Here is a 24,726-nt window from a genome sequence, read left to right as displayed (position 1 = left end):
GTTCTATGCTCTACGAAGTTATATTGGCAGTAGTTGACTGAACGAAAATGCGCTTGTAACAAGCTTTTTTCAATTCTAGTCAACCTTGCTGGGGTGGGACGACGAAATAAATTTTGCGAAAATATCATTTCTGTCCCACTCCCTAATTTGAGCTGGATATACTTTCATTTGAACCCTTTATTGCTAGTTTATGAAAGTATCATGAAAGCTTTATGAACATCGCTTGAGTTGCCTTTACAGTAGAAAATTTAAGTTTTACACTTTGTGTGAATGATACGTTTTGTATTGAATTAATTATAGAAAGGTACGTTGAAGATGTTTTCAATTGGAAGTGCAATTCTTCATTTTGTCATTGGTGGTATCGCTGTTGCATTAGCTTCAATTATTGCTGATAAGGTAGGTGGTAAGTTAGGAGGTATTATAGCTACTATGCCGGCAGTCTTTCTTGCGGCTATTATCGCATTAGCTTTAGATCATCGTGGTACGCAATTAGTGGAGATGTCGATGAATCTTAGTACTGGAGCAATTGTCGGTATTCTGTCTTGTATATTAACTGTATTTTTGACATCTCTCTACATTAAGCATAAAGGTTATCGGAAAGGCGCAATATTCACAGTTGTTTGTTGGTTTGTCATTTCCCTCGCAATATTCAGTATTAGACATTTATAGTTTGGAAAATGCGTGATAATTAGTTGTATTCAGTTATTAAGTAATAAATTATTGGAGGCAGAACATCATGAAATTAACATTAATGAAATTTTTTGTGGGGGGATTTGCAGTATTATTAAGTTATATTGTATCTGTAACACTACCTTGGAAAGAATTTGGCGGTATATTTGCAACGTTTCCGGCAGTATTTTTAGTGTCTATGTTTATTACAGGTATGCAATATGGTGATAAAGTCGCTGTGCATGTAAGTCGTGGCGCAGTGTTTGGTATGACAGGGGTATTAGTTTGTATTTTAGTTACATGGATGATGTTACATATGACGCACATGTGGTTGATTAGCATTGTTGTTGGTTTCCTAAGCTGGTTCATCAGTGCAGTATGTATTTTTGAAGCGGTAGAATTTATAGCACAAAAAAGATTAGAAAAGCATAGTTGGAAAGCTGGAAAATCGAATAGTAAATAGTGTGAACGTAATCTCTTAACTAGGACTAACTTTGCAAGCATTGAATAGCATGGAAAAGTTGCATCATTAATAAGTGAAATTCAAGTTGGCATTGAGAAAATTACAAGCGCGTAATCATACAGGTCTGTCTTAAGGGAGTCTTCGAACCCCGATGTTGTCGTATGTCAAAACATTTAGTCAATCATAAAGGTGACTTGATTTAACTTTATCTGATAGTCTGATTGTAATGATTGTACTAATTGACTGGAGGCGTATGTAATTGAATCTGAGTAAACAAATTAAAAAGTATAGGGAACGAGATGGTTATTCACAAGAATATCTTGCTGAAAAGTTATATGTATCTAGGCAGAGTATTTCTAATTGGGAAAATGACAAAAGCTTACCAGACATACATAACTTATTAATGATGTGTGAATTGTTCAATGTAACTTTAGATGATTTAGTAAAAGGGACCATTCCATTTGTACCTGATATTAAAGCGCAACGAAGTCTTAACTTATGGACATATGTGATGCTTATTTTCATGACATTAGCTGCAATTTTAATGGGACCTTTAGTTGTTTATTGGAATTGGACTTGGGGTGTAACGGTGGCAATCATTTTGGGAATAGGTTTTTATGCATCTATGAAAATAGAAGATTTAAAAAAAGTGCATAAAATGGACAACTACGATCGAATTGTTGCTTTTATGAATGGAAAAGATCCTAGTGAAGTACAAACGACTAAAGCTAGAAATACGATGACAAATGCGCTTTCTATTATATCAGTAATTGGTATACTCAGCCTCATAATTTTCCTTAGTGTGTATTTGGCAAATAAGTTTTTATAAATCATCGTGGTATCGTCTCATATTATTTATATTATCCAAAATAGCATAAAAAAATACCAACAAGATTTAGAACCTTGTTGGTAATCAAAGCGATTCATTTATAATGAGTCGTTTTATGTTGTAAGATTAAACAGTTTGTACGTTAACTGCTTGGTCTCCACGTTGACCTTCAGTGATTTCGAAAGTAACTTTTTGACCTTCTTCTAAAGTTTTGTAGCCATCGCTAGCGATACCTGAGAAATGTACGAATACGTCTCCGCCATTTTCTTGTTCGATGAAACCAAAACCTTTTTCTGCGTTAAACCATTTTACTGTACCGTTATTCATATAGAAAACCTCCGTGTGCTTTTGCACTTAATATTTGTAACAAATTCATAACTAAAAAAGAGGATATTCTAAACAAATACACTACAATTTAATTCACGAGCTTTTATTACGTAAGACCAACTATACGCTCATATTGGCATAATGTACAGTGTTTTTTGAAAATAAATTAAAAAAGATTTTTAAAAACCTTAGAAACGTTGATTTAAAGGGGTTTATAAAAATAAAAAAATTGTAGTCTTTTATGGTGTTTGCTAGTTTTCAAAGTGACATATCGTTTAAACATGATGATTTTATAAGCAATCCATAAAAAACAAGCAGCGATAAACGCTACTTGTTGATATTAAAATCTGACTTGAAAGGTCATAGCAATGTTCTATACCGATGGAATGTGCTTACTTGCCTTTTTCTTCACGACGTTTTAAATAATAAGAGCCACCTAATAAACCAGCTGGAATGCCTATCATTGGTGTTGTGAATGAGCTTAATACAATAACAAGTATTGTTAAAGCAATGACGTTATACCAAGTTACAGTCAAATTTTTCAAATCCTCATATGATTGTTTTACTAATTCTCTAAATTTCATGATTCAATCTCTCCTTTTTTATAAATCTTTAGATTGTCAAATTAAGCTGGACAAGTTTATCATCTTCGATGAAACTCATAAATACTTCCAATGGTGTTCTATAACCTAAAGATTTTCTAGGATGATGATTGATTTTTTGAGCAACACTGATGATATGATCATCCGTTACTAAATTGAAATCTAGTTCTTTATCTAATCCACTGCGTCTAATTATTCCGTTAGAATGTTCATTTAAACCTCGCTGTGATGGCGTGCCTGGATCAGCAAAAAATATAGATATATCGTGACAGTTACATATTGTTTTCCAGTTTGAGAACTCCTTACCACAATCAAAAGTAATTGATTTAAATATATGAGAAGATAAAATGAAAAGGTGCAAGCAGTATTAAGAATTTAGGTAGCAAGAAAACAAGAAGTGGTACATACGATGCTAACCTAAAAAGAATTGGAGATTAAAATGATTATTAACCTTGAAACACAACAAATACATTTTGATTTAGAACATGAAATTCCCTATTTTCAAGCACCTGAGAAAAATAGGATACGCTTAGATATTGATGTTCTCAATAAAAAGCAAATTTCTAATATTATTAATGTTATATTTAATAACCAATCAAAGACGAAATGTACATTTTTGTCTGAATACTTATATCCTGTTAAATTTAGAGAAAAAACAAGAATTGGTCGTTTTTTTAATATTACTAACTGGTACGAAGAAATCCATTCTACCGATGAGAAGTATGTTATTGCAACTATTAAAAATATAAAAAACAAAGACTTAATTGATTATTCTTTATATATTAAAAAAGGTTTAGTGGAGCCATTTATTGTATTCTATAATCAAGAAAATATATTCTACATTAGCAATGCTGTTATAGATATCATCAGTGTATCCAAAGATACTCTTGATTATATAAAGTCAGAATTCAATGATCACTGTGCTTCGCCATACTGATTTTATAGCACAGAGAAAAGCCGTAGTTTCGAAGAGACCAACGGCTTTTTTATAAATCTTTAGATTGTCAAATTAAGCTGGACAAGTTTATCATCTTCGATGAAACTCATAAATACTTCCAATGGTGTTCTATAACCTAAAGATTTTCTAGGACGATGATTGATTTTTTGAGCAACACTGATGATATGATCGTCTGTTACTAAATTGAAATCTAGTTCTTTATCTAATCCACTGCGTCTAAGTATTCCGTTAGAATGTTCATTTAAACCTCGCTGTGATGGCGTGCCTGGATCAGCAAAAAATATAGATATATCGTGACAGTTACATAATGTTTTCCAGTTTGAGAACTCCTTACCACAATCAAAAGTAATTGATTTAAATATATGAGAAGGTAAAGATGAAAACATTGAGTGTAGAGCGTTTTCTATATCAGTTGCCTTACGACCTAAGGGTCGTAAGGTGATAATCATCTTGGATACTCTTTCTACCAAAGTAATGATTGCACTACCATGACGACGACCAACAATAGTATCTCCTTCAAGATGTCCAAACTCCTTATGTTTTCTTTGGTAGGAAATACATATTGAGTTTAGCACATAAGGCTTATTTATTTACCTTTTTCTTCACGACGTTTTAAATAATAGGCGCCACCTAATAAACCAGCTGGAATGCCTATCATTGGTGTTGTGAATGAGCTTAATACAATAACAAGTATTGTTAAAGCAATGACGTTATACCAAGTTACAGTCAAATTTTTCAAATCCTCATATGATTGTTTTACTAATTCTCTAAATTTCATGATTCAATCTCTCCTTTTCTTAAATCAATTAATAGTTATACTGCATTGCTTAAAATCAAAATATCTAATGAAGCATCTTTTAATCGTAAGTGTTAAATGGTTTTCTTAATCAATTTGTTTGAATGTACAAAAGCAATTAAAGCAAAAGTAATGTAAATGAGGGTGTATACAACAATTACTACAATAACCGGCATGAAGGAAATATTACCCATCAATTTCATAAATGCTATTGCGGCGAATACTGCATGTAATATAGCAATCAATAATGGTAAACCGAAGTTGAAAGTAATTTTTAATAATAATCCCTTAAGCATATCTGTATGCGTAAAGCCTATGCGTTTTAATATTCTGAAGTTACTTAGTTCATCCTCAGTTTCATCCATTTGTTTAATATAAATAATACATCCAGCTGCTACTAAAAATGCTAATCCTAAAAATGATGTAACAAATATTAGAATACCGTTAGTAGCATCGACCTCTTTTTTCATTTCATCATACGTGATGACTTTGTCTCCAAACTGTTTTGCAATTGCTTGAGCTTTTTCCTTTTGTGATGTTTGTTTAATATCATATCCATAAAAAGTATGAACGTTATTTTGTGTTTTCAACTGCTGATACTTTTCAGGACTTACTTCGATGACAGGTGAGTTGAAGCTTAGATTTAAAGGATAAACCTTACCTTTGTCTTCTTGTGTAACACGGAAAGTTTCATTCTTAGTACCTTTTACTACTAAATCTTTGTTTAAATGGATATTAATAATGTTAGGCAGCGATTTTGTATTTGTAATGATGGCATTGTTGCCTGTTAACTTGTTATTTGCACTTAAAATAGAATTCGTGCGACCTGAATCACTACCATTTTCCAAAGTAATAACCTGATCATTAACATTATCTACAGTAATAGTTTCGTAAGCATTTTTAGAAAATGTAATTTGTTGTTGGCTTAGTTTAGTTTCAAATTGTTTAGCATCTTGAGTAGCGACCACGTTAAATTCATTTGGTGCCATAGATGTAAGGGTTTGATCTGTATTTGATTTAGATAATGCCGCAAAACACAATACAGTTACTGTAACTGCAGAAATAATTGCAATGATAGTTAAAGACATGGCATTTTTCTTCATTCTGTACATAATAGACGATGTGAATACAACATCGGTAATAGATACGCGTCCATTTTTTGATTTTTTCAATGTTTTAAAAATAAGTGACACGGAACTTCTGAAGAATAAATAGGCGCCTACAACCGTTAAAAATAAAATGATAAACGGTGATGTCATAGCCATAGTTAGTGCTTTGAACGTACCAAACATTTCTGTCGCCATATAATAGCCTAGTGCAATCATAGCAATACCTAATACGCCTGAAATAACCTCTGCAGTCGTTACTTTAGCAGTTGTGGCATCAGTTTTAATTGAATCTTTCATCATTGATAAGATACTACGTCTTTTTAGAAATAAAGCACTTTGAAATAAAATCAGTACATACGCAATAATTAGCATGAAAATAGTTAAAACAAGGGCCATAGGTTCGAAATGTATCGATAAGTTAATCGATAACGACATCAATTTAGATACTATGGAAAGCAATAATTGTGCACCTGCAATGCCACATAATACACCGACAACACCTGTGATTAAAAATACGATCATTTGTTCAAGTGCTAACATTTTCAAAATGTTTTGTCGTGTTAAACCAATCAACTGAAATAGCGCAAATTCACGTGTACGGCGTTTTACGAATAAATGATTGGCATACATTAAAAAGATGACAATAATGATAAATAAAAATATTGATCCGACTAAAGCACCTTTCTTAATGATGGCCATCGAGTCGTCATTATTTACACCTTTAGTAAACTGTAAGGTTGTAAAACTGAAATATAAGACGATGCTAAAAAATAATGAAAATAAATACATTGCATAATGTTTTAAGTTTTGTCGTAAGTTTTTGAAAACGATATGGTTAAATGTCATTTGAGACACCACCTAATACTGATTGAAGATGTACAATGTCTTCATAAAAGGCCTGTTTAGAACGTCCTTCCTGATAAAGTTGTGTATGAATTTGGCCATCTTTTAGCATGATAACACGTTCTGCAAAACTTGCTGCAACCGGATCATGTGTAACCATGACAATAGTTGTATCAAACGATTTATTCATTTCTTCCAAACGTTGTAATAGGTCATTTGCACTTTTCGAGTCGAGTGCGCCTGTTGGCTCATCTGCAAATATGATTTGTGGTTTGTGAACAAATGCTCTCGCTGCTGCAGTTCTTTGTTGTTGACCACCAGATAATTCGCTAGGGTATTTATTTCCTAGGTCATAAATACCTAATGCTGTCGTGATCGCTTTATAATTTTCTTCCATTGTTGCCTTCGACATTTTTTGAACAGATAAAGGTAACATAATGTTTTCTTTAACGGTTAATGTCGGCAGAATACTGTAATCTTGGAAGATGAAACCTAATGATTCTTTGCGGAATTTGGCAAGTGCTTTTTGATTAAGTTTATTAAGCTCTTGTCCGTTAGCAATCACGCTACCGCTAGAAATTTGGTCAATTGAACTTAGTACATTTAATAAGGTTGTCTTACCTGATCCAGAAGGCCCCATAATCGCAACGAATTCGCCTTTTTGTATGTCAAAGTTAATATCTTTAAGTGCTTGAAATGTGTGCTTTTTACCGTATGTTTTTGAAACATGTTGCACTGATAATATCGTCATAGTCTCACTCCTTTTGTATTTAATTTCATTTTAAATAATGTTTGGAGTAGTAGCCTTTATCTAAACTTACAATTCAATGAATGAACCTTACAGAGTTGAAAGCTATCGCTACTTAGTAGATTTTTGAGTGAGGATACAGATTCATCGTACATATTAGACAAAAGCAATGGTGCTTTCTAAGTGATGATGTTTGTGTAAATTGAGAAAAGGGAATTTAATTATTGTATAATAAATTTTTTGTAAAAATTAAAAGAGGGTTTTATTTGAAAGGAATTGATTGTTATGGAAAAAGGAAATCAAGGTATTAAATGGTCTAGTTTAATAATGGGTGTATTATTATTAATGTTGGCAGTCGTTATTTTTACATTTCCAATTGAAAATTTTTATGCTATTACCTGGTTGATTGGACTGTTTGTATTAATTAACGGTGTGATTCAAATCGTTTACCGTAGAAAAGCAAAAGCTTTAGTAGGTGGTAACCAAAATTGGATTCTGTTTATGGGGATTGTAGATATTCTATTTGGTCTATTAGTTATTTTTAATGTTGGCGCAAGTTCAGCATTCTTTATTTATATGTTTGCTTTTTGGTTTATTTTTAGTTCTATCTCTGGATTATTTACGTTTTCGGGTAGTGGTAGCTTAAAACTAATTTCAGTGATTTTTAATTTATTAGGTATTGTTTTCGGTGTCATTTTATTATTTAATCCATTAATGGGTATCGTCTTTATTTCGACGATGATTGCTATTGCATTTGTATTCGTAGGTGTCATTTATGTTGTAGATGCACTTGCTTAAGTAAAATGAAGCGGTTCAAAAGAAGGGTGTGACATGAAGTTTGTGTCATATCCTTTTTGTTGTGTTTATGAAGCATAAAAAAGGGGCGCTACCTACAATAAGTAAGATACGCCCATATTTTTATATTTTACTATTATTGTTTTTCAATACGATTAATAGTTACATTTAGTCCAAAATATTTTTCTAAAAAATGTTTATAGTTATCTTTAGTGACATCAAATTTTTCTGAGCTACCATTCCTTGTTAAAGTTAAATGATTTTCAGACATTGTAGCACGGCCAAATGATTGTGGCATTGTAATTAATAAATGCTGTACAAATATTGAATCTGGATGCGTTTGATTATATTCGATGTTGCTATTAAAATCTTCTATTTGTTTAGGTTTGAATTCAGCTTCATATTTTGTATGCCAATGATCATTTTCGAATTTTTGAACATAGAAAATATCCTTGTCTTCGTTGTTAAAAATAGCGCGGAATGTACCACTGATATCAGTAATTGGTTGTGTATGCTCAGATGAAGTAATAGGAATGGCATGTAGAGGTAAGTCTCCAAAGCCAACATCAGTTACATAGAATACATCATTTATAGAAACAACAAGTGAAGCATGTGAACCGTTCAGACTACGACCGCCACCGGGTGTGTGAATAGTAGCTGACATTAATTCAGGATTAAATCCTTTTTGTTGTAAATAGGCTTTGAAAAATGTATTTAATTCATAACAAAAACCACCACGTTTATCATGAACAATTTTATTAAAAAGTGCATCGATATTTATAGATATCGGCTTACTATTTTGAACATCAATATTTTCAAAAGGTACAGTTAACATAAAACGTGTTGCATAATAATTTAATGCTTCAATACTCGGTCGATTATAACGAGATGAATCAATTTGTAAATAATTCTCTAACTTCGCAATATTCATAAGCATAGCGCCTCCTGTATTAAAGATTATAATTAAATTTTAAACAGAAATACTGAAATTTTAAATTCGAAAGCATTGAATTTTGGATAAATACATTTTAAATAGAAAAATACGCTCTCAAAATGAAGTCATCTCTAAAAGAAACGATTTAAAGATGACTACTGAGAGCGTAGCATAATGGAAGAAGTGTGCAGGGTGTCTAAAAATGCAACAATACAAAGGTAGTTGCAAGACAAGTTGCCTTATCTAGACCATTTGTGTTCTATGCGACCAAACTTCCAAATTAAACTTGAAATAAGCCAAGTAATTAAAAATAATGCAACTAAAATATAGCCTAAATAATCAAATTCGATCGAACCAATGAATGCCCAAAACGCACCATGTAAATCTAACTTATCAGCAAGAATTTGTAGCAATTCAATCATCCCAATCACTAATGCTGCCATGACTGATATCGCAGTAATCGTTATATTGTAATAGATTTTGCGAATAGGATTGAAGAATGCCCAATTATAGGCATACTTCATTACAACACCATCTAATGTATCCAATAAACTCATACCTGATGCGAATAAAATTGGTAAAGATAAGATTCCGATAAATGAAATGGCTTGTTGTGATGCGCCTGAAGAAAGAGCGAGTAACGCAATTTCACTAGCTGTATCAAAACCAAGTCCAAATAAAAAGCCAAGTGGCAATACGTGCCAACTACGCGTGATTAATTTGAAATAAGGTCCTACAAATCGAGAAACCAATCCTCTAGATTCAAGTAATGCATCGACTTCAGCTTCTTCAATGTGTTCACGACGTAATTTAGCGAACAAGTTAATTAAAGAGATTAAAATAATTAGATTCAACACACCGATAAGCACTAAAAAGAAACCTGAAACTAGTGTACCAATCGTTCCACCAATATCTTGGAAATGCGGTAATTCATCTTTAGCCCATTTTACAGATACCCCTAAAAAAACAGCCATTAAAAATACGACAGATGAATGTCCAATTGAAAAATAGAAACCCACACCAGATGGATCTTTGCGTTGCTGTAATAATTTGCGAACCGTATTATCTATTGCAGCAATGTGATCTGCATCAAATGCATGACGCAAACCTAATGTATATGCAAGAATCCCCATACCAAATAAGATATGATGGTCTTTTCCAGCAATCCATAAAAAACTAAACCCAATAACGTGTAACAAAATGACAATAGCTATGTATGGTAACCAGCTTAAGCGCTCATTTTTAAAAACAGTCAAAATATATCCTTCTTTCATAACATGATATTTAATCATACTGTATGTTCAATGGGCACTCTAGTAATAAGTGTTCATATAACAAAAATGTTATGCCAAATTATTTGTTATATAAAAATATACATGTAACCACAAAAGATTTTTTGCGATATATATAATTTGATAAATTAACCAACAACAATGTAAGATGTCACTTTGCTTAACTTGGCATCCTTTTTATGATTTTCAAATTCAAAAAAATGAGCAAAATGAATCTCTTTACCAGTTTTTAATATTTCAATACCATGCATGGAACCTAAGCACCCATGTGTGATGCTGGAATGGATATTGAGACTAGCAACCTGATTGTAATGATTAGATAGTTCTTGAATTAATATTTGAGGTCCGTATATGTCAAAGCGGCCAGGGACAGACCAAATAAATTCTGTTGTAACCAGTGAACGTAATAATTCAATATCTAATGCTGCTGTAACAACTATAAAATCTATCATTTGTTGACGTTTAGGCGCATGATTGCATGACACATCTCCTGTTAACTTAAAAGGTAATGATGACTGAACTTCCGTTTTAAAATGTAGTTGGTGCTGAAATAAAGCTTGTTCCAATATTGATATAGCTTTAGGACCAACGCCATGCATCTCCATTAGAGATGACTTCGTATATTGTGATACTGCTTCTAATGTGTATATACCTTGTGAATTTAGCGCGCGTGTTGCAGGCTTTCCAATTTTAGGTAAAGTCATTTGTATCCATCCTTTATGTTGTATGGTAGTCTTTCTGGCAATATACCCTGATTTGTACAGAATTATTTATAAAATTAATATTGTTTAGTGGTTGGTGAATAAATGTGGGAAATATAAACAAAATGATATCTTTATCGAAATATTATTAGTAAAATCGTTATATTAGCATAACCAAGTGAGCGTATGCAGTAAATTAAAAATTAGGAAAGTAAGGAGGTTTGAAGGTGAATTCAGAGTATAAAAAAGGCATATTTTTAGCACTCAGTGCATACATTCTGTGGGGAATACTACCTATATATTGGCAGTTCGTTGATGCAATAGGCGCATTTGAAATTTTAGCCTTTCGTATTATATTTTCAGCAATATTCATGATTTTCATACTCGCGGTTGGACAAAAACAACGCAATGCATTTCAACGAGATATGAATCAATTGTTAGGCAAGCCCATTCAGCTATTAGCGATTGTCGTAGCAGGCTATGTCATTACATTAAATTGGGGTACATTTATTTGGGCTGTAACGAACGGTCACGTCCTACAAACAAGTTTAGGTTATTATATAAATCCACTTGTTAGCATTTTGCTCGCACTTATCTTTTTAAAAGAAAGATTCAATAAATTTGAATGGCTAGCCATTTTATTCGCATTCATCGGTGTATTATATATGACGCTCAAGATTGGAGAATTCCCAATCGTCTCTATTATATTAGCGTTATCCTTTGGTACATACGGATTATTGAAAAAAGTAGTACATATTGATGCCATCAGCAGTATTACGATTGAATGTATTGTTACCGCACCTGCTGGACTAATATACGTTATTTATTTATGGCAGCAACATCAGATGTCATTTGGATTGAACATGTCATCATTTTGGTTGTTATTTTCTGGTGCTATTACGGCAATACCACTAATCCTATTCTCAGCCGGGGCAAAACGTATTCCACTTTCGCTAATAGGATTTATTCAATACGTTGGACCAACAATAATGTTTGTACTCGGCATATTTGTTTTCAAAGAGCCTTTTAGTATAGATCAATTAATTACGTTTATATTTATTTGGACAGGTATTGTGTTATATAGTCTTTCTCAATACATTAAATTGAAGAAACATCCGGTCGCAAAAACCCTATAAAATACGAGGAAAGATAATTATACGTGTTTTCAATATCCTTTGTGTCATGATGAGGTGAGACTGAGGTATGTGTGCAGTAACAGTGACAGACGTATAAATTTGAAACATTAAATATGAAATAAGGCACTTTCGTTGAATTCGCAATTAAAATGAATTTAAACGAAGGTGTTTTTTGTATGATGATTTATGAGGGCATACGTAATGTTAATCAATGAAGCGGAATAGTATAGAAATGTATTTTATGTGATGTTACGTAATGACTTAAATCTTTATACAAATTTTCAGTGAAGCACGCAATGATTTAAAGGATAAACGTATTTTAAAAAGGGAGTCTTGATTTAGCAAAGGTTGATTTTAAATACAAATTAAAAAGCGCCCAAATCAATGAGATTCGAGCGCTAATTTAAATATTTTAAAATATACCAATTACTTTCATCCAAAGTGATCCTAAACCAATCCAGATAATAAAGTAGACGAAACCTAATATTAAGTTCATTGTCCACCAACGTTTTTGAGTCACGTAACCTGAAGAGAATAGAATCGGCGCTGGACCACTACTATAGTGTGTTGTTGAAGCTAATAGGTTACCGAAGAAACCTAACATTAATGCACTGAATAATGGTGGTGCACCGGCTGCGATGGCAACGCCTAGTAATGCTGCATACATCGCACTGATATGTGCTGTAGAACTTGCAAATAAGTAATGTGAATAGAAGTAGAACAATATTAAAATGACCAGGACTATAGGCCAGCTTAAGCCACCAAGACTTGTAGCAATGGATTTACTTAACCAAGGAATAAATCCAAGCTTGTTTAATTGGTCGGCCATTAACACTAATACTGAGAACCATACTAATGTGTTCCAAGCACCTGTTTCGTTTAAAATGTCTTGCCATGTTAAGACGCCTGTCAATAATAACAATGCTAGCGCAATAAAGGCCGTTAAAGTTGCATCAATATGAATGAAACTTCCGACAATCCATAGTGTTAACGCAACGACAAAAATACCAATCATAAATTTTTCAGCTAAAGCGATTTTACCCATAGTCGCTAATTCATTTTCAGCCCAACTCTTAGCATTTGGTGTTTCTTTAACAGTTGGTGGATAAATTTTATAAATAATAAAAGGTACAACAATTAAGGAAACAAGTCCAGGAACTAAAGCAGCTAGAAACCAATTCATCCATGTAATGTGAACATTAGATGTGCTAGATGCTAAATTTTGTGCAAGGGGGTTACCGGCCATTGCAGTTAAAAACATAGCCGCAGTAATTAAATTACCTTGGAATTCTGTGAAAACAAGAAATGCACCCATTTTGCGTGCTGATCCGTCTTTCGGTTTCGAACCAAATGATTCAGAAAGTGATTTGATAATTGGGAACATGATTCCACCAGCACGCGCGGTATTACTTGGTGTAGCAGGCGCTAGAATTAAATCTACACCGACGATAGAATATGCTAATCCTAATGTTTTTTTACCAAATAATTTGACGAAATGAAGTGCGATACGTCTACCAAGACCTGTTTTCACAAATCCTCTCGAAATGAAAAATGCCATAGCAATTAACCAAATGCTATTATTACCAAAACCAGCGACAGCCGTTTTCATGTCAACAATGCCAACGAGTACCATGATTGTAAATCCAATTATAGAGACGGCCCCAATTGGCATCGGTTGTGTAATACAAGCAATGATTGTCGCGACGAATATTGCGAACATATACCATGCTGTTGGATCCACAGCATCCGGTTTAAAAGGTGTAAGTGCCCAAATAAGGAGACCTACAACGATAGGGAGTATAAACTTACGATATTTAACCGTGTTTTCCATGTTAAAACGTCCTTCTTTCTATGTTTTATACATATTTCAATTTAAGAATAAAGCTAACTACAAAAGATGTACAGTAATAATTAAATATAAAATTAAATTAACGAAATCATTAATATAATTATTTTTCGAGAATCGGTGAAGAACTGGTATAGATGGTGTTTATTAAATTCAAAAAAGTGACCTTTTAAACAAATAAAAAACCCGTTAACGTGTTGTTAACGGTTAATAAGCACATATTTATTTTAAATTTTTTAATATACGAGACATCTCTTCAATTTTACCAGCATGAAGTGGGATGTGAATGGCATTTAATACTAATAACTCTTCTAAGTTATTACAACCGACAATTGGCTGTTTCAATTCAATTGCTAAATCATCTTCAGTTAGATTTCGTGCACGTTCAGGTAAAGTTTGGAGACCTTCTAAAATCCTTTCAATACTCGGTACTTCATCCTTCCATTCATCTGGAGACGAACCATTTCCGAATAAAGGTCTATAGATATTTAAATCAATATTCTCTTTACCAGCAACAGCTAAGGCCGATTCAAAAATTGTTAATACATGACCAAATTGCCAATGAATGGTATTAGAAAAAGGCTTATGATAATCATCAAGTACCTTTTCAACTTTCCAAGCATCATACACATTTACTAAATATCCTAACCCCATATCAATGACATCAAATACTGTTTTTGTAGTCATTATTAATTCCTCCCCCATAAATAAAATATACTTCCGTAAGTATTACCCTATTAACAAAGTTGTTAGTCATTTAAGGAATGTGTACAACAACTACCTTACAATAAAAGATAGTTGACGAAAAGTTCTCAATGTACTATCTTATTATGTAAGATAGTAGGTGATTAAAATGTCAGTGTCAGATCAGATTATGAAAGGTCTCTTAGATGGGGCGATATTAGGTCTCATTGCCCAAGGCGAAACGTATGGATATGAAATTATGACGAAACTTAAGAATCAAGAGTTTCCAGAGATAAGTGAGGGTAGTATTTATCCAGTTTTAATGCGTTTAAACAAAAAAGGATACGTTGATACGACAATAAAAAAATCTAGTAATGGCGGCCCGAGGCGGAAATACTATACGATTACCGATTCAGGTTTAAAGGAACTAAAAGTATTTAAATCGAAATGGCAAGTTTTGAATAAAGGGATGATTAACTTGTTTGGAGGGGAAAACGATGTTAAGTAAACAATCTCAAGATTTTTTAGAAAAATTACGTGTTGAATTGTTATTTAGAGGTAAGACTGAAGCAGAAGTAGAAGAGTTATTGGAAGAGCTCGAAGATCATTTAACTATGGCTGAAAAAAATAACGAAGATACAAGTTCAATTATTAATACACCGATTAAGTCAATGGCTGATCAATTATCACCTGAGATAAGTCTTACTACCGGTTTGTATAAATATATTACTTTGTACTTCGCTTTTATTTTAGCAGTCATTATAATTCCTAGGTTTTTAGATTTGGGTACATTTGATGTGACAATTGCATTTTTACTTTATATAGCTAGTATCGTTATTTTAGGTGTTGTCATTGGTATGCTGATTCTACGAAATACATTAGTCCGATTTGGTGACCAAAAAATAACGTATGTTATAAATGTGACTTATGGAATTATCGTATTTTTATGGATGATTTTAGGTGGCTTGATTATTAAAAAATATCCTATCTATAGTTTCTTTGAGTTAAGTGACAAACAGAGTTTCATCGTTGGGTTAGTACTTTTAATTGCGCTCATTGGAACTTGTATTTTAATTAAACAGAAAATTTATGCGCTCATCGTGTTGGTAATTTCATTGCCAAGTTTGATAGCAAGGATAGCAGCTATCTTTAGTAAAGAACCAGACACTTTTAATTTAGTTTCAGTAAGTATACTCATCATTCTAAATATAGCATTTATTATTTATACATTTGTAAATTTTAGGAAGTTAAAAAAAGAAGACTAAACAATGTCGTTTAGCTAAAATACATCATTATAGTAAAACTGTATACCAATCATCCAAAAGCACCCTAAAGTTAGACTTAAACTAACAAATTAGGGTGCTTTTGTTTGTGCACTTATAACTATTCCGTTGTGCCCAGGGCTAGGTGTAAATCCTCATCATTAGAAATAGCTTCAATGGCTGCAGTCAAACCTGCAACTATCTTTTCTAATGGCATAGATGGTGTATCGGGTTTACCAATGACCTGCTCTGGTATGTATGGCACATGAATAAATCCGAATCGTAGGTGAGGGTAATGCTTATCTTGTAAATAACCTAAGTGATAAAGTGTGTGATTACAAACAAATGTACCTGCGCTATTTGAAAGTGCTCCAGGAAGTCCTTGATTAATAATACTTTGAGTCATTGCTTTAACTGGTAAATTTGAAAAATAAGCTGGCGCACCGTCTAAGTGAATGGCTTGATCAATAGGTTGAAAATCATCATTATCTGGAATACGTGCATCATCAATATTAATGGCGACACGTTCTGGGGTAATGGCATTTCTACCACCAGCTTGTCCTATAGCTAGTACAACATCATAATGATTAGATGCCAACGTTTTATTTATAATATTATCTACTTTCTTAAAAGAGGTTGGTAGTTTTAATTTATCGATTGTATGTGTGCCAATAATATCTTCTAGTTGAGTCACAGCTTCCCATGAGGGATTGATATTTTGATTGTCAAAAGGCGCAAACCCTGTTACTAAAATGTGCATTTTAAGACACCCCGCAGTATTAAAATTTAATTTAGTATAACACGCGCATAATTAAAAACATATCAGGTTATGTATGCGCATAAAAAACAGCCTTGAAAAACCTTTATAAATCGGATTTTCAAAGCGTGTTTTGAAAGGTATTTAATTAAAACTAAGCATGTTGATGTAAATCATCAAAGTTTGTTAAACGTTGTTGCCACTCATTATCACTAATATTATTTGCTTGAACATAACGATTACGCTCATGTTTAGCACATTCATAAGAGCATGCACCTAAATATTTAGTTTCGTTTTCTTCAGAAACTAATATTTGTTTATTACATTCTGGGTTAGCGCAATTAATATAACGTTCACATGGTTTGCCATCAAACCAATCCTTACCAATAATTGTTTTTTCAACTTGGTTGATATCAACACTGATACGGTCATCAAATACGTACATTTTACCGTCCCAATATTCACCTTTTGTTTCAGGATCTTTACCATATGTAGCAATACCGCCATGAAGTTGAGCTACATCTTCGAAACCTTCTTTTAAAAGCCATCCAGAAAATTTTTCGCATCGAATGCCACCAGTACAGTACGTAACCACTTTTTTATCTGCAAATAACGCTTTATTCTCTTTAATCCAGTCAGGCAAATCTCTAAAACGTGTGATATTTGGACGAATTGCACCTCGGAAATGACCTAAATCAAATTCATAATCATTACGTGCATCAATAATGACTGTGTCATCATCTTCAAGAGCTTTTCTAAATTCTACAGGTGATAAATATTGGCCAGTTGTGTGTCTTGGATCGACGTCATCTTCTAAATCTAAAGCAACGATTTCTTTTCGAGGACGTACATGCATTTTCTTAAAAGCATGTCCTTCAGCTTCATCAATTTTAAACACCATATCTTTGAATCGTTCATCGGCATGCATATGTGCCATATATTGTTCGGTTTCTTCTTTTGTACCAGATAATGTGCCGTTAATACCTTCTGTAGAAACAAGAATTCTACCTTTTAAATGGTGTGCTTTACAAAAGGCTAAGTGATCCTGAGCAAACTGTTCAGGGTCATCAATCGTCATATATTTATAATATAAAAGAACTTGATAGTTCATAGGTTAATCTCCTTCTATAAACATGTTATAAGCATGTTAATTTTTAAAATAAAGCGTCAATACGCATATTTGTCTACGTCCATCATTTTAACAGAGTTGTATTGTCATTCAATATTTCTAGCTTGAAATCAGCCACTAGACCGATAAAATAGATAGATGAAACCGTTATCATTTTATTTGATAGTTATCTTGTTTAAAATAAAATTGATAGTTAAAACGAATGAAATGAAAGGAATGATCATGATGTCACAACAAGATTTACCTACATTATTTTATAGCGGGAAGTCCAATAGTGCTGTTCCAATTATATCTGAAAGTGAATTACAAACAATTACAGCTGAACCATGGCTTGAAATTTCCAAAAAAGGATTGCAACTAGAAGGATTGAACTTTGATCGGCAGGGACAACTCTTTTTATTGGATGTATTCGAAGGCAATATTTTCAAAATCAATCCTGAAACGAAGGAAATCAAACGACCTTTTGTAAGTCACAAAGCGAATCCTGCAGCAATCAAAATACATAAAGATGGCCGATTATTCGTTTGTTATTTAGGAGATTTTAAATCTACAGGAGGCATTTTTGCAGCTACAGAAAATGGTGACAACTTACAAGATATTATTGAAGATCTTTCAACAGCATATTGTATTGATGACATGGTATTTGATTCTAAAGGTGGATTTTATTTTACAGATTTTAGAGGATACTCTACCAATCCACTAGGAGGCGTTTATTATGTTTCGCCGGACTTTAGAACAGTGACGCCTATCATTCAAAATATTAGCGTAGCAAATGGTATTGCTTTAAGTACAGATGAAAAAGTACTATGGGTAACAGAAACAACAGCCAATCGATTACATCGCATTGCACTTGAAGATGATGGTGTGACGATACAACCATTTGGAGCTACCATACCGTACTATTTTACAGGTCATGAAGGACCAGACTCATGTTGTATTGATAGTGACGATAATTTATACGTAGCAATGTATGGTCAAGGTCGAGTGTTAGTTTTTAATAAAAGGGGTTATCCAATAGGACAAATATTGATACCAGGCCGAGATGAAGGGCATATGTTACGTTCTACTCATCCGCAATTTATACCTGGAACAAATCAACTCATCATTTGTTCCAATGATATAGAAATGGGCGGAGGATCTATGCTTTATACAGTTAATGGCTTTGCAAAAGGTCATCAAAGTTTTCAGTTTCAATAAGACCTACCTGAATGAAAGGCGTCTAAAATTAGGGTGAACAGTTAGTGCTTGTTACACATGAGTTAAACGAAAAATGCCAACTATACCTAGGGATGATATAGTTGGCATTTCGTATATATATTAAAACAATGAGGATTGTGTAATGAGATTATTCTGAGATTGAGAATTCAGCTGATGCTTCGAATTTAACATCTTTGCCTAGCATTACGCCACCAGTTTCAAGTGCTTGGTTAAAGTTAATGCCATATTTTTCTCTATTGATTGTACCAGTAACAATAATACCTGTTACTTGAGAACCATCCATAGGATTCTTACTTACTCCGTTGAATTCAACATCGAATGTTTCTTCGTTAGTGATGCCTTTAATTGTTAAATCACCAACAACTTTGCTTTCAGATACTGATTTTGTCACAAATGTAATTTTATCAAATTCGTCAGTACCAAAGAAATCACCAGATTTTAAGTGGTTATCACGTGCTTCGTTTTTAGTGTTAATTGAGCTTGGAATAATTGTTGCAGTAGCTTTCAAAGTACTGAAGTCATTAATATCTCCTTCAACAGCTACATCAAATTGATCAAATGAACCTTTCACTTTAGAAACCATTAAATGTTTAATTTGGAATTCTAAACTACTGTGTGCACCATCAAAAGTAAAGTTAGTCATAATATAAAACCTCCATATTTTTATCTCTTAGATATATTTTTTATACTTGATATACATACAATACCACCTAAAAAACAAAGATGCAAGCATTTTATTTCGAATTCGAATATTTTCTGTGATGTATTTAAAGAATGACCTATAAAACACCACACTATTGTTATACCCTAGTCAATTAATTCAAACATAAAGAAGTGATTACAAGTCCGTGAAATTTAGTTAATGAGATAAATCTGACTATTATTATCATTTTTATAGTCACTACTATTGACTTTGCATCAAGTGACTCGTACTATTTTAATATAATTCTGAAAATTCAAAATATAGAACATTAAATATGTAGATAATATTTTTTTGAAGTTTTAAAAAAAGGAGGCATTTTATGGGAAATTATTTGGTATTGCAATCAGATTTTGGACTTAGTGATGGCGCTGTAAGTGCAATGTATGGAGTTGCATATACTGTAAGTGATGATATACGTGTTGAAAACTTAACGCATGATATACCACCGTATGACATTTGGGTAGCGTCATATCGTTTATATCAAACTGTAAAATACTGGCCTAAAGGCACAGTTTTTGTATCAGTGGTAGACCCGGGTGTAGGTAGTGATAGGCGGAGCATTGCTTGCTTAACATATTCAGGTCATTACATTATTACACCTGATAATGGTTCTTTAAGTCATATTAAACATTACGAAGGTATTAAAAAAGTTATCGAAATTGATGAAGTGAAAAGCCGATTGCCTCATTCGGAAGAAAGTCATACTTTTCATGGTAGAGATGTTTATGCATACAATGGTGCGAGATTAGCTGCAAATAAGATAGCGTTTGAACGTCTCGGTCAGGCAATTAATGTTGATAGTATTGAGGCATTAGAAATAAGAGAAGTGACAAAAAATGAGGATTCTGTTACAGGAAGCATTGATATTTTAGATATCAGATTTGGGTCATTATGGACAAATATTCCATTGGCATTCTTAAAATCCTTGGAAATTGTTCATGGTAATAATTTGGTGGTAACAATTTATCATCAAGATAAGAAAGTCTATCAAAATATTATTAAATTTGCGCGATCGTTTGCAGATGTTAATGTGGGTGAACCTCTTGTGTATGTTAACTCGCTAGTAAATATTGGTGTAGCAGTCAATCAAGACTCATTTTCAGATTTATATCATATTGGTACTGGAAATGATTGGACGATTCATTTATCTAAAGCACCATCAATATAATGAATTTTTTATGTAAGGAGTAATGAAGATGAAAAAACAAGATATTTCAGTTAAAACTGTTGTTGCAATTGGTATAGGAGCAGCGGTATTTGTAATTTTAGGGCGTTTTGTTGTAATACCAACAGGTTTTCCTAATACGAATATAGAAACATCATATGCATTTTTAGCATTAATATCTGCAATATTTGGACCTTTTGCTGGTTTAATGACTGGATTAGTTGGACATGCTATTAAAGATTTTACGACATACGGTAGTGCCTGGTGGAGTTGGGTTATTTGCTCGGGAATTATAGGCTGTTTATATGGCTGGATTGGACTAAAATTAAATCTTTCTTCAGGCCGATTTTCTAGGAAATCGATGGTTTATTTTAATATCGGTCAAATTATTGCGAATATTATTTGCTGGGCACTTATTGCACCAACATTAGATATTTTGATTTATAACGAACCAGCTAACAAGGTTTATACACAAGGTGTTATCTCTGCAGTATTAAATATTATTTCAGTTGGCATTATTGGGACAATATTATTAAAAGCATATGCTTCATCTCAAATTAAAAAAGGTAGTTTACGTAAGGAATAGTTATTTTGTTGAATCAGATATGTAAATGAATATAGAAAGGTAATGATATATCATGACTGAACCAATTATCTCGTTCAAAGACTTTAGTTTTCAATATCATAGTCAAGCAACACCTACATTACAGAATATAAATGTTGATATTTATCCAGGAGAAAAAGTATTAGTAGTTGGTGCTTCGGGTAGTGGTAAATCGACTTTTGCAAATTGCATAAACGGATTAATTCCATTTAAAACTAAAGGTAACATAACTGGGGAACTATATATAAATAATCAAGATGCAACCGTTAGTTGTTTACATGATAGATCTAATGTTGTTGGTACAGTTTTACAAGATACAGATGGACAGTTCATAGGCTTAACAGCAGCTGAAGATATGGCCTTTTTATTAGAAAATAATTGTGTTGAACAAGATGATATGAAGAAAAATGTAAGTTATTGGGCTGAAAAAGTTGGCATGATAGAACATTTAAATCACCGACCGCAAGATTTATCTGGAGGTCAAAAACAACGCGTTTCATTAGGTGGTATATTAATCCATCGTACGCCTATTTTAATATTGGATGAGCCACTGGCCAATTTAGATCCTGCGACAGGACATGAAACGCTGAGATTGTTAAACAATATTCATGAAGAAACAAAGTCAACGATGATTATTGTCGAACATCGATTAGAAGAATCATTAGATGATACGTTTGATAGAGTTCTTCTTTTTAAAGATGGAAAAATCATCGCTAATACAACGCCTAGTGATTTGCTAAAATCATCTAAGCTTAAAGAAGCAGGCATACGTGAACCATTATACTGTACAGCGCTTAAATATGCAGAAGTAGATGTCGAATCCATTGATAACTTAGCGAATTTACGTGACGTTTGTATGAGTGAACATGTTAAATTTAAAGTGAAAAAATGGATAGATGAAACATCTGCAAATAATGATAATAAGTACAAATCTGAACCGCTATTAGAATTAAATGAGGTATGTGTTCAATATAGTGACTATAGTAATAGTGTACTTAATAATGTTCAATTAAATGTTTATAGAAGAGAAATGCTTAGTATAGTTGGTCACAATGGTGCCGGCAAATCAACACTTGCTAAAGCAATTTGTGGATTTTTAGATATAACAGGTAATATCCAATTTTGTAATAGGGGATTTAATCAATTGTCAATTAGCGAACGATCTGAATTCGTAGGTTATGTGATGCAAAATCCAAATCATATGATTTCTGAAAAAATGATTTACGATGAAGTAGCATTAGGGTTAAGAGCACGAGGTATGAAAGAATCAGATATAAAGATACGAGTAGAGAATGTGCTCAAAATATGCGGACTTTATGCATTTCGGAATTGGCCAATTGCAGCTTTAAGCTATGGTCAAAAAAAGAGGGTCACTATAGCATCTGTTTTAGTCTTAAATCCGGAAATAATCATATTGGATGAACCGACTGCTGGTCAAGATTTCTATCATTATAATGAGATAATGTCATTTTTAATTGAACTAAACAGACAGGGGAAGACGATTATTATGATTACGCATGATATGCATTTATTGTCTGAGTATAGTTCAAGAACAGTTGTATTATCAAAAGGTCAAGTCGTTGCTGATACCACGCCAGTATTGGTTTTAAATGATAAAAAAATCTGTGAGATTGCATCATTGAGACAAACATCGCTATTTGAAATGGCCGAATATATAGGGATTAGCGAGCCACAGAAATTAGTACAATTATTTATTAACCATGATAGGAAGGTGAGACGCCAATGAATCAATATAATACTATAGGTTTTCACCCGGGAAATAGTCGTATTCATCAATTAAATGCGACTGTTAAACTTTTATTCTTATTAGTTGTTTCTATTTCTGCAATGGTGACTTATGACACAAGATATTTAATTTTAATTAGTGCTTCATCTATTTTATTGGTCAAATATGCTCATATTGAATGGAAACAAGTTCGCTTTGTTGTTAAATTCATTCTGTTTTTCACAATATTAAATATTATTGCCGTGTACATATTTGACCCTGAATATGGTGTGAAGATTTATAATCAGCGTACAGAGTTAGTCAATGGTATTGGTCGATTTACGCTAACATCACAGGAATTATTCTATCTTTTTAATCTAATATTAAAATATATTAGTACAGTTCCTTTAGCGTTAATATTTTTATTCACAACGAATCCGAGTCATTTTGCTGCAAGTTTAAATCAGCTAGGTGTGAATTATAAAATCAGTTACGCAGTCTCACTAGCATTAAGGTATATTCCAGATATTCAAGAAACATATTTTAATATTTCACAAGCGCAACAAGCAAGAGGATATGATAATTCGAAAAAAGCAAAATTTACTAGCCGTGTTAAAGGTATCAAACGCATTGTGTTACCTTTAATATTTTCTAGTATCGAAAGAATTGACACTATTAGTACTGCTATGGAGTTAAGACAATTCGGACAGTATAAAAGGAGAACCTGGTACGTCAAAAAACAATTAAAAAAAGATGATTATGTTGTTTTGTGTTTGACGTTAATACTTCTGATGTTAGTAGTTACATTATTCTTTTTAAATAATAGTCGATATTTCAACCCGTGGCATTAGTATTCATATAAATAGTCTTTAAATAGAAATAGGAGGGAGACATTTAATGATAAATACTGAAAGATTAAATTTAATGATTCCAAGTTCCTCGCATTTAATTGAACTTTATAATATTTGTAGTCATCCACAAGCAAATATATACACTCCCAAAGGTTTACATAATTCCAAATTAGACACACAACGGTGGATTGAAAAATGGCGAAACCATTGGCAACAATATCAATTTGGTTACTTTGTATTGGTAAAAAAAATAGATTGTAGTGTTATTGGTATTTGTGGATATGAATATCGACAATTAAAGCAAGAAACAGTATTAAATTTATTTTATAAATTACATCCAAGTTTTGAAGGACAAGGGTACGCATGTGAGGCTATTACAGCAATCACAAATTTTGTGAATTATATCGATCAAGAAACAGTAAAAGTTATCAGGACAAATAAGTGTAACCAACGTTCAATAAATTTAGCAGAAAGGCTTAAATTCAAGCGAGACGATACTATGGACGACATTATCAATCAAGGAGATATTGTGTTTTATAAATAAAATACTATGACATTATCTAAAAAATAAAATTAAAA

Annotated in this window: 27 protein-coding genes and 3 pseudogenes; 15 read left to right on the top strand and 15 right to left on the bottom strand. The window is 32.6% G+C overall.

The features are described 5' to 3' along the window. The first annotated feature begins 315 nt into the window (after window positions 1-315). From AA076_RS13975 to AA076_RS13965, 3 genes are all read left to right on the top strand, one after another. A complete protein-coding gene (locus tag AA076_RS13975; protein WP_000491382.1) occupies window positions 316-669 on the top strand; it encodes a DUF3147 family protein in 354 nt (117 codons plus the stop codon). Between the two features lie 67 nt (window positions 670-736). Further along, window positions 737-1,132, top strand: coding sequence for a DUF3147 family protein (locus tag AA076_RS13970; RefSeq protein ID WP_000779136.1), 396 nt, complete (start codon window positions 737-739; stop codon window positions 1,130-1,132). Between the two features lie 259 nt (window positions 1,133-1,391). After that, window positions 1,392-1,961 (top strand): helix-turn-helix domain-containing protein, encoded by a 570-nt coding sequence (locus tag AA076_RS13965; RefSeq protein WP_001054118.1) that lies wholly within the window; start codon window positions 1,392-1,394, stop codon window positions 1,959-1,961. Between the two features lie 126 nt (window positions 1,962-2,087). Here AA076_RS13965 and AA076_RS13960 read toward each other — a convergent pair whose 3' ends face one another. The 3 genes and pseudogenes from AA076_RS13960 to AA076_RS15840 all read right to left on the bottom strand — a co-directional run. Further along, window positions 2,088-2,288, bottom strand: a complete 201-nt coding sequence (locus tag AA076_RS13960) for a cold-shock protein (protein ID WP_001059079.1) — start codon at window positions 2,286-2,288, stop codon at window positions 2,088-2,090. Window positions 2,289-2,680: 392 nt separating this feature from the next. Beyond that, window positions 2,681-2,872 (bottom strand): peptide resistance ABC transporter activity modulator VraH, encoded by a 192-nt coding sequence (gene vraH, locus AA076_RS13955; protein WP_000672039.1) that lies wholly within the window; start codon window positions 2,870-2,872, stop codon window positions 2,681-2,683. A 28-nt stretch (window positions 2,873-2,900) separates the two neighbouring features. Next, window positions 2,901-3,227 (bottom strand): annotated as a pseudogene (locus tag AA076_RS15840) (IS30 family transposase); the annotation flags it as partial. Window positions 3,228-3,241: 14 nt separating this feature from the next. Between AA076_RS15840 and AA076_RS16000 the strand changes: the two are divergent. Both AA076_RS16000 and AA076_RS13950 read left to right on the top strand, forming a co-directional pair. Beyond that, a pseudogene (locus tag AA076_RS16000) lies at window positions 3,242-3,328 on the top strand (toxin C-terminal domain-containing protein); the annotation flags it as partial. Between the two features lies 1 nt (window position 3,329). Further along, the gene (locus AA076_RS13950) at window positions 3,330-3,827 is read left to right on the top strand and encodes a hypothetical protein (protein ID WP_000586232.1); all 498 of its coding nucleotides are present in this window, start codon (window positions 3,330-3,332) and stop codon (window positions 3,825-3,827) included. A 59-nt stretch (window positions 3,828-3,886) separates the two neighbouring features. Here AA076_RS13950 and AA076_RS13945 read toward each other — a convergent pair. From AA076_RS13945 to vraD, 4 genes and pseudogenes are all read right to left on the bottom strand, one after another. Then, window positions 3,887-4,399 (bottom strand): annotated as a pseudogene (locus AA076_RS13945) (IS30 family transposase); the annotation flags it as partial. A 35-nt stretch (window positions 4,400-4,434) separates the two neighbouring features. Further along, on the bottom strand, window positions 4,435-4,626 hold the full coding sequence (gene vraH / locus AA076_RS13940; protein WP_000672038.1) for a peptide resistance ABC transporter activity modulator VraH: 192 nt from the start codon (window positions 4,624-4,626) through the stop codon (window positions 4,435-4,437). 92 nt (window positions 4,627-4,718) lie between these two features. Then, window positions 4,719-6,599, bottom strand: a complete 1,881-nt coding sequence (gene vraE, locus AA076_RS13935; protein WP_000143650.1) for a peptide resistance ABC transporter permease subunit VraE — start codon at window positions 6,597-6,599, stop codon at window positions 4,719-4,721. Further along, window positions 6,589-7,347 carry a peptide resistance ABC transporter ATP-binding subunit VraD gene (vraD, locus tag AA076_RS13930; protein WP_000154162.1) on the bottom strand — a complete coding sequence of 253 codons (759 nt, stop codon included), beginning with the start codon at window positions 7,345-7,347 and terminating at the stop codon, window positions 6,589-6,591. The genes vraE and vraD overlap by 11 nt, the downstream gene beginning before the upstream one ends. Window positions 7,348-7,629: 282 nt before the next feature. Here vraD and AA076_RS13925 point away from each other — a divergent pair, with 282 nt between their 5' ends. Beyond that, window positions 7,630-8,142, top strand: coding sequence for an HdeD family acid-resistance protein (locus AA076_RS13925; RefSeq protein WP_000410771.1), 513 nt, complete (start codon window positions 7,630-7,632; stop codon window positions 8,140-8,142). A 133-nt stretch (window positions 8,143-8,275) separates the two neighbouring features. Here the strand turns inward: AA076_RS13925 and AA076_RS13920 are convergent, their stop codons facing one another. From AA076_RS13920 to AA076_RS13910, 3 genes are all read right to left on the bottom strand, one after another. Next, window positions 8,276-9,070 (bottom strand): arylamine N-acetyltransferase family protein, encoded by a 795-nt coding sequence (locus tag AA076_RS13920; protein ID WP_001017423.1) that lies wholly within the window; start codon window positions 9,068-9,070, stop codon window positions 8,276-8,278. 242 nt (window positions 9,071-9,312) lie between these two features. Further along, complete coding sequence (locus AA076_RS13915) at window positions 9,313-10,329, bottom strand: HoxN/HupN/NixA family nickel/cobalt transporter (RefSeq protein WP_000215642.1); 1,017 nt, start codon at window positions 10,327-10,329, stop codon at window positions 9,313-9,315. A gap of 164 nt (window positions 10,330-10,493) precedes the next feature. After that, window positions 10,494-11,069: a helix-hairpin-helix domain-containing protein gene (locus AA076_RS13910; protein WP_000174578.1), complete on the bottom strand. Its 576-nt coding sequence runs from the start codon at window positions 11,067-11,069 to the stop codon at window positions 10,494-10,496. Between the two features lie 224 nt (window positions 11,070-11,293). On the opposite strand from AA076_RS13910, the gene rarD reads away from it, so the two are divergent. Further along, window positions 11,294-12,202 (top strand): EamA family transporter RarD, encoded by a 909-nt coding sequence (rarD, locus tag AA076_RS13905; protein ID WP_001083804.1) that lies wholly within the window; start codon window positions 11,294-11,296, stop codon window positions 12,200-12,202. A 412-nt stretch (window positions 12,203-12,614) separates the two neighbouring features. Here the strand turns inward: rarD and AA076_RS13900 are convergent, their stop codons facing one another. Beyond that, the gene (locus tag AA076_RS13900) at window positions 12,615-14,033 is read right to left on the bottom strand and encodes an anion permease (protein ID WP_000432356.1); all 1,419 of its coding nucleotides are present in this window, start codon (window positions 14,031-14,033) and stop codon (window positions 12,615-12,617) included. A 237-nt stretch (window positions 14,034-14,270) separates the two neighbouring features. After that, window positions 14,271-14,735, bottom strand: a complete 465-nt coding sequence (gene bstA, locus AA076_RS13895; protein WP_000208915.1) for a bacillithiol transferase BstA — start codon at window positions 14,733-14,735, stop codon at window positions 14,271-14,273. A 166-nt stretch (window positions 14,736-14,901) separates the two neighbouring features. Between bstA and AA076_RS13890 the strand changes: the two genes are divergently transcribed. Together AA076_RS13890 and AA076_RS13885 are read left to right on the top strand one after the other, a co-directional pair. Then, window positions 14,902-15,240, top strand: a complete 339-nt coding sequence (locus AA076_RS13890) for a PadR family transcriptional regulator (RefSeq protein WP_000116417.1) — start codon at window positions 14,902-14,904, stop codon at window positions 15,238-15,240. Then, window positions 15,230-15,997: a hypothetical protein gene (locus AA076_RS13885; protein ID WP_000949560.1), complete on the top strand. Its 768-nt coding sequence runs from the start codon at window positions 15,230-15,232 to the stop codon at window positions 15,995-15,997. The genes AA076_RS13890 and AA076_RS13885 overlap by 11 nt, the downstream gene beginning before the upstream one ends. 118 nt (window positions 15,998-16,115) lie before the next feature. Here AA076_RS13885 and pcp read toward each other — a convergent pair whose 3' ends face one another. Beyond that, window positions 16,116-16,754: a pyroglutamyl-peptidase I gene (pcp, locus tag AA076_RS13880; RefSeq protein ID WP_000547833.1), complete on the bottom strand. Its 639-nt coding sequence runs from the start codon at window positions 16,752-16,754 to the stop codon at window positions 16,116-16,118. Between the two features lie 151 nt (window positions 16,755-16,905). Then, window positions 16,906-17,862 (bottom strand): oxygen-dependent tRNA uridine(34) hydroxylase TrhO, encoded by a 957-nt coding sequence (trhO, locus tag AA076_RS13875; RefSeq protein ID WP_001109273.1) that lies wholly within the window; start codon window positions 17,860-17,862, stop codon window positions 16,906-16,908. Window positions 17,863-18,105: 243 nt separating this feature from the next. On the opposite strand from trhO, the gene AA076_RS13870 reads away from it, so the two are divergent. Next, on the top strand, window positions 18,106-19,077 hold the full coding sequence (locus AA076_RS13870; protein ID WP_000082559.1) for an SMP-30/gluconolactonase/LRE family protein: 972 nt from the start codon (window positions 18,106-18,108) through the stop codon (window positions 19,075-19,077). A 148-nt stretch (window positions 19,078-19,225) separates the two neighbouring features. Here the strand turns inward: AA076_RS13870 and AA076_RS13865 are convergent, their stop codons facing one another. Next, entirely contained in the window at window positions 19,226-19,741 is a 516-nt protein-coding gene (locus AA076_RS13865) for a YceI family protein (protein WP_000181129.1), read from the bottom strand. 379 nt (window positions 19,742-20,120) lie between these two features. On the opposite strand from AA076_RS13865, the gene AA076_RS13860 reads away from it, so the two are divergent. The 5 genes from AA076_RS13860 to AA076_RS13840 are packed head-to-tail and all read left to right on the top strand — an operon-like array spanning window position 20,121 to window position 24,691. Further along, window positions 20,121-20,969 (top strand): SAM hydrolase/SAM-dependent halogenase family protein, encoded by an 849-nt coding sequence (locus AA076_RS13860; protein ID WP_000528923.1) that lies wholly within the window; start codon window positions 20,121-20,123, stop codon window positions 20,967-20,969. Between the two features lie 28 nt (window positions 20,970-20,997). Beyond that, on the top strand, window positions 20,998-21,552 hold the full coding sequence (locus AA076_RS13855; RefSeq protein WP_000743717.1) for an ECF-type riboflavin transporter substrate-binding protein: 555 nt from the start codon (window positions 20,998-21,000) through the stop codon (window positions 21,550-21,552). Window positions 21,553-21,604: 52 nt separating this feature from the next. After that, complete coding sequence (locus tag AA076_RS13850) at window positions 21,605-23,317, top strand: ABC transporter ATP-binding protein (RefSeq protein WP_000138655.1); 1,713 nt, start codon at window positions 21,605-21,607, stop codon at window positions 23,315-23,317. Continuing rightward, window positions 23,314-24,147 (top strand): energy-coupling factor transporter transmembrane component T family protein, encoded by an 834-nt coding sequence (locus tag AA076_RS13845; protein ID WP_001077826.1) that lies wholly within the window; start codon window positions 23,314-23,316, stop codon window positions 24,145-24,147. Before AA076_RS13850 ends, AA076_RS13845 begins: the two co-directional genes overlap by 4 nt. Window positions 24,148-24,193: 46 nt before the next feature. Next, on the top strand, window positions 24,194-24,691 hold the full coding sequence (locus AA076_RS13840; RefSeq protein WP_000610978.1) for a GNAT family N-acetyltransferase: 498 nt from the start codon (window positions 24,194-24,196) through the stop codon (window positions 24,689-24,691). Window positions 24,692-24,726: the final 35 nt, after the last annotated feature.

The organism is Staphylococcus aureus (assembly GCF_001027105.1).
GTDB classification, from domain to species: Bacteria; Bacillota; Bacilli; order Staphylococcales; family Staphylococcaceae; genus Staphylococcus; species Staphylococcus aureus.
Note: the sequence above shows the minus strand (reverse complement) of the source record. Positions and strands in the feature narration are given on the sequence as shown.

Bases quoted from the DNA above. Each gene is read 5' to 3' on its own strand.
- AA076_RS13975 (WP_000491382.1), top strand. From the start codon at position 316: ATGTTTTCAATTGGAAGTGCAATTCTTCATTTTGTCATTGGTGGTATC.
- AA076_RS13970 (WP_000779136.1), top strand. From the start codon at position 737: ATGAAATTAACATTAATGAAATTTTTTGTGGGGGGATTTGCAGTATTA.
- AA076_RS13960 (WP_001059079.1), bottom strand. From the start codon at position 2,288: ATGAATAACGGTACAGTAAAATGGTTTAACGCAGAAAAAGGTTTTGGT.
- vraH (WP_000672039.1), bottom strand. From the start codon at position 2,872: ATGAAATTTAGAGAATTAGTAAAACAATCATATGAGGATTTGAAAAAT.
- AA076_RS13950 (WP_000586232.1), top strand. From the start codon at position 3,330: ATGATTATTAACCTTGAAACACAACAAATACATTTTGATTTAGAACAT.
- vraH (WP_000672038.1), bottom strand. From the start codon at position 4,626: ATGAAATTTAGAGAATTAGTAAAACAATCATATGAGGATTTGAAAAAT.
- vraE (WP_000143650.1), bottom strand. From the start codon at position 6,599: ATGACATTTAACCATATCGTTTTCAAAAACTTACGACAAAACTTAAAA.
- vraD (WP_000154162.1), bottom strand. From the start codon at position 7,347: ATGACGATATTATCAGTGCAACATGTTTCAAAAACATACGGTAAAAAG.
- AA076_RS13925 (WP_000410771.1), top strand. From the start codon at position 7,630: ATGGAAAAAGGAAATCAAGGTATTAAATGGTCTAGTTTAATAATGGGT.
- AA076_RS13920 (WP_001017423.1), bottom strand. From the start codon at position 9,070: ATGAATATTGCGAAGTTAGAGAATTATTTACAAATTGATTCATCTCGT.
- AA076_RS13910 (WP_000174578.1), bottom strand. From the start codon at position 11,069: ATGACTTTACCTAAAATTGGAAAGCCTGCAACACGCGCGCTAAATTCA.
- AA076_RS13900 (WP_000432356.1), bottom strand. From the start codon at position 14,033: ATGGAAAACACGGTTAAATATCGTAAGTTTATACTCCCTATCGTTGTA.
- bstA (WP_000208915.1), bottom strand. From the start codon at position 14,735: ATGACTACAAAAACAGTATTTGATGTCATTGATATGGGGTTAGGATAT.
- AA076_RS13890 (WP_000116417.1), top strand. From the start codon at position 14,902: ATGTCAGTGTCAGATCAGATTATGAAAGGTCTCTTAGATGGGGCGATA.
- AA076_RS13885 (WP_000949560.1), top strand. From the start codon at position 15,230: ATGTTAAGTAAACAATCTCAAGATTTTTTAGAAAAATTACGTGTTGAA.
- pcp (WP_000547833.1), bottom strand. From the start codon at position 16,754: ATGCACATTTTAGTAACAGGGTTTGCGCCTTTTGACAATCAAAATATC.
- trhO (WP_001109273.1), bottom strand. From the start codon at position 17,862: ATGAACTATCAAGTTCTTTTATATTATAAATATATGACGATTGATGAC.
- AA076_RS13870 (WP_000082559.1), top strand. From the start codon at position 18,106: ATGTCACAACAAGATTTACCTACATTATTTTATAGCGGGAAGTCCAAT.
- AA076_RS13865 (WP_000181129.1), bottom strand. From the start codon at position 19,741: ATGACTAACTTTACTTTTGATGGTGCACACAGTAGTTTAGAATTCCAA.
- AA076_RS13860 (WP_000528923.1), top strand. From the start codon at position 20,121: ATGGGAAATTATTTGGTATTGCAATCAGATTTTGGACTTAGTGATGGC.
- AA076_RS13855 (WP_000743717.1), top strand. From the start codon at position 20,998: ATGAAAAAACAAGATATTTCAGTTAAAACTGTTGTTGCAATTGGTATA.
- AA076_RS13850 (WP_000138655.1), top strand. From the start codon at position 21,605: ATGACTGAACCAATTATCTCGTTCAAAGACTTTAGTTTTCAATATCAT.
- AA076_RS13845 (WP_001077826.1), top strand. From the start codon at position 23,314: ATGAATCAATATAATACTATAGGTTTTCACCCGGGAAATAGTCGTATT.
- AA076_RS13840 (WP_000610978.1), top strand. From the start codon at position 24,194: ATGATAAATACTGAAAGATTAAATTTAATGATTCCAAGTTCCTCGCAT.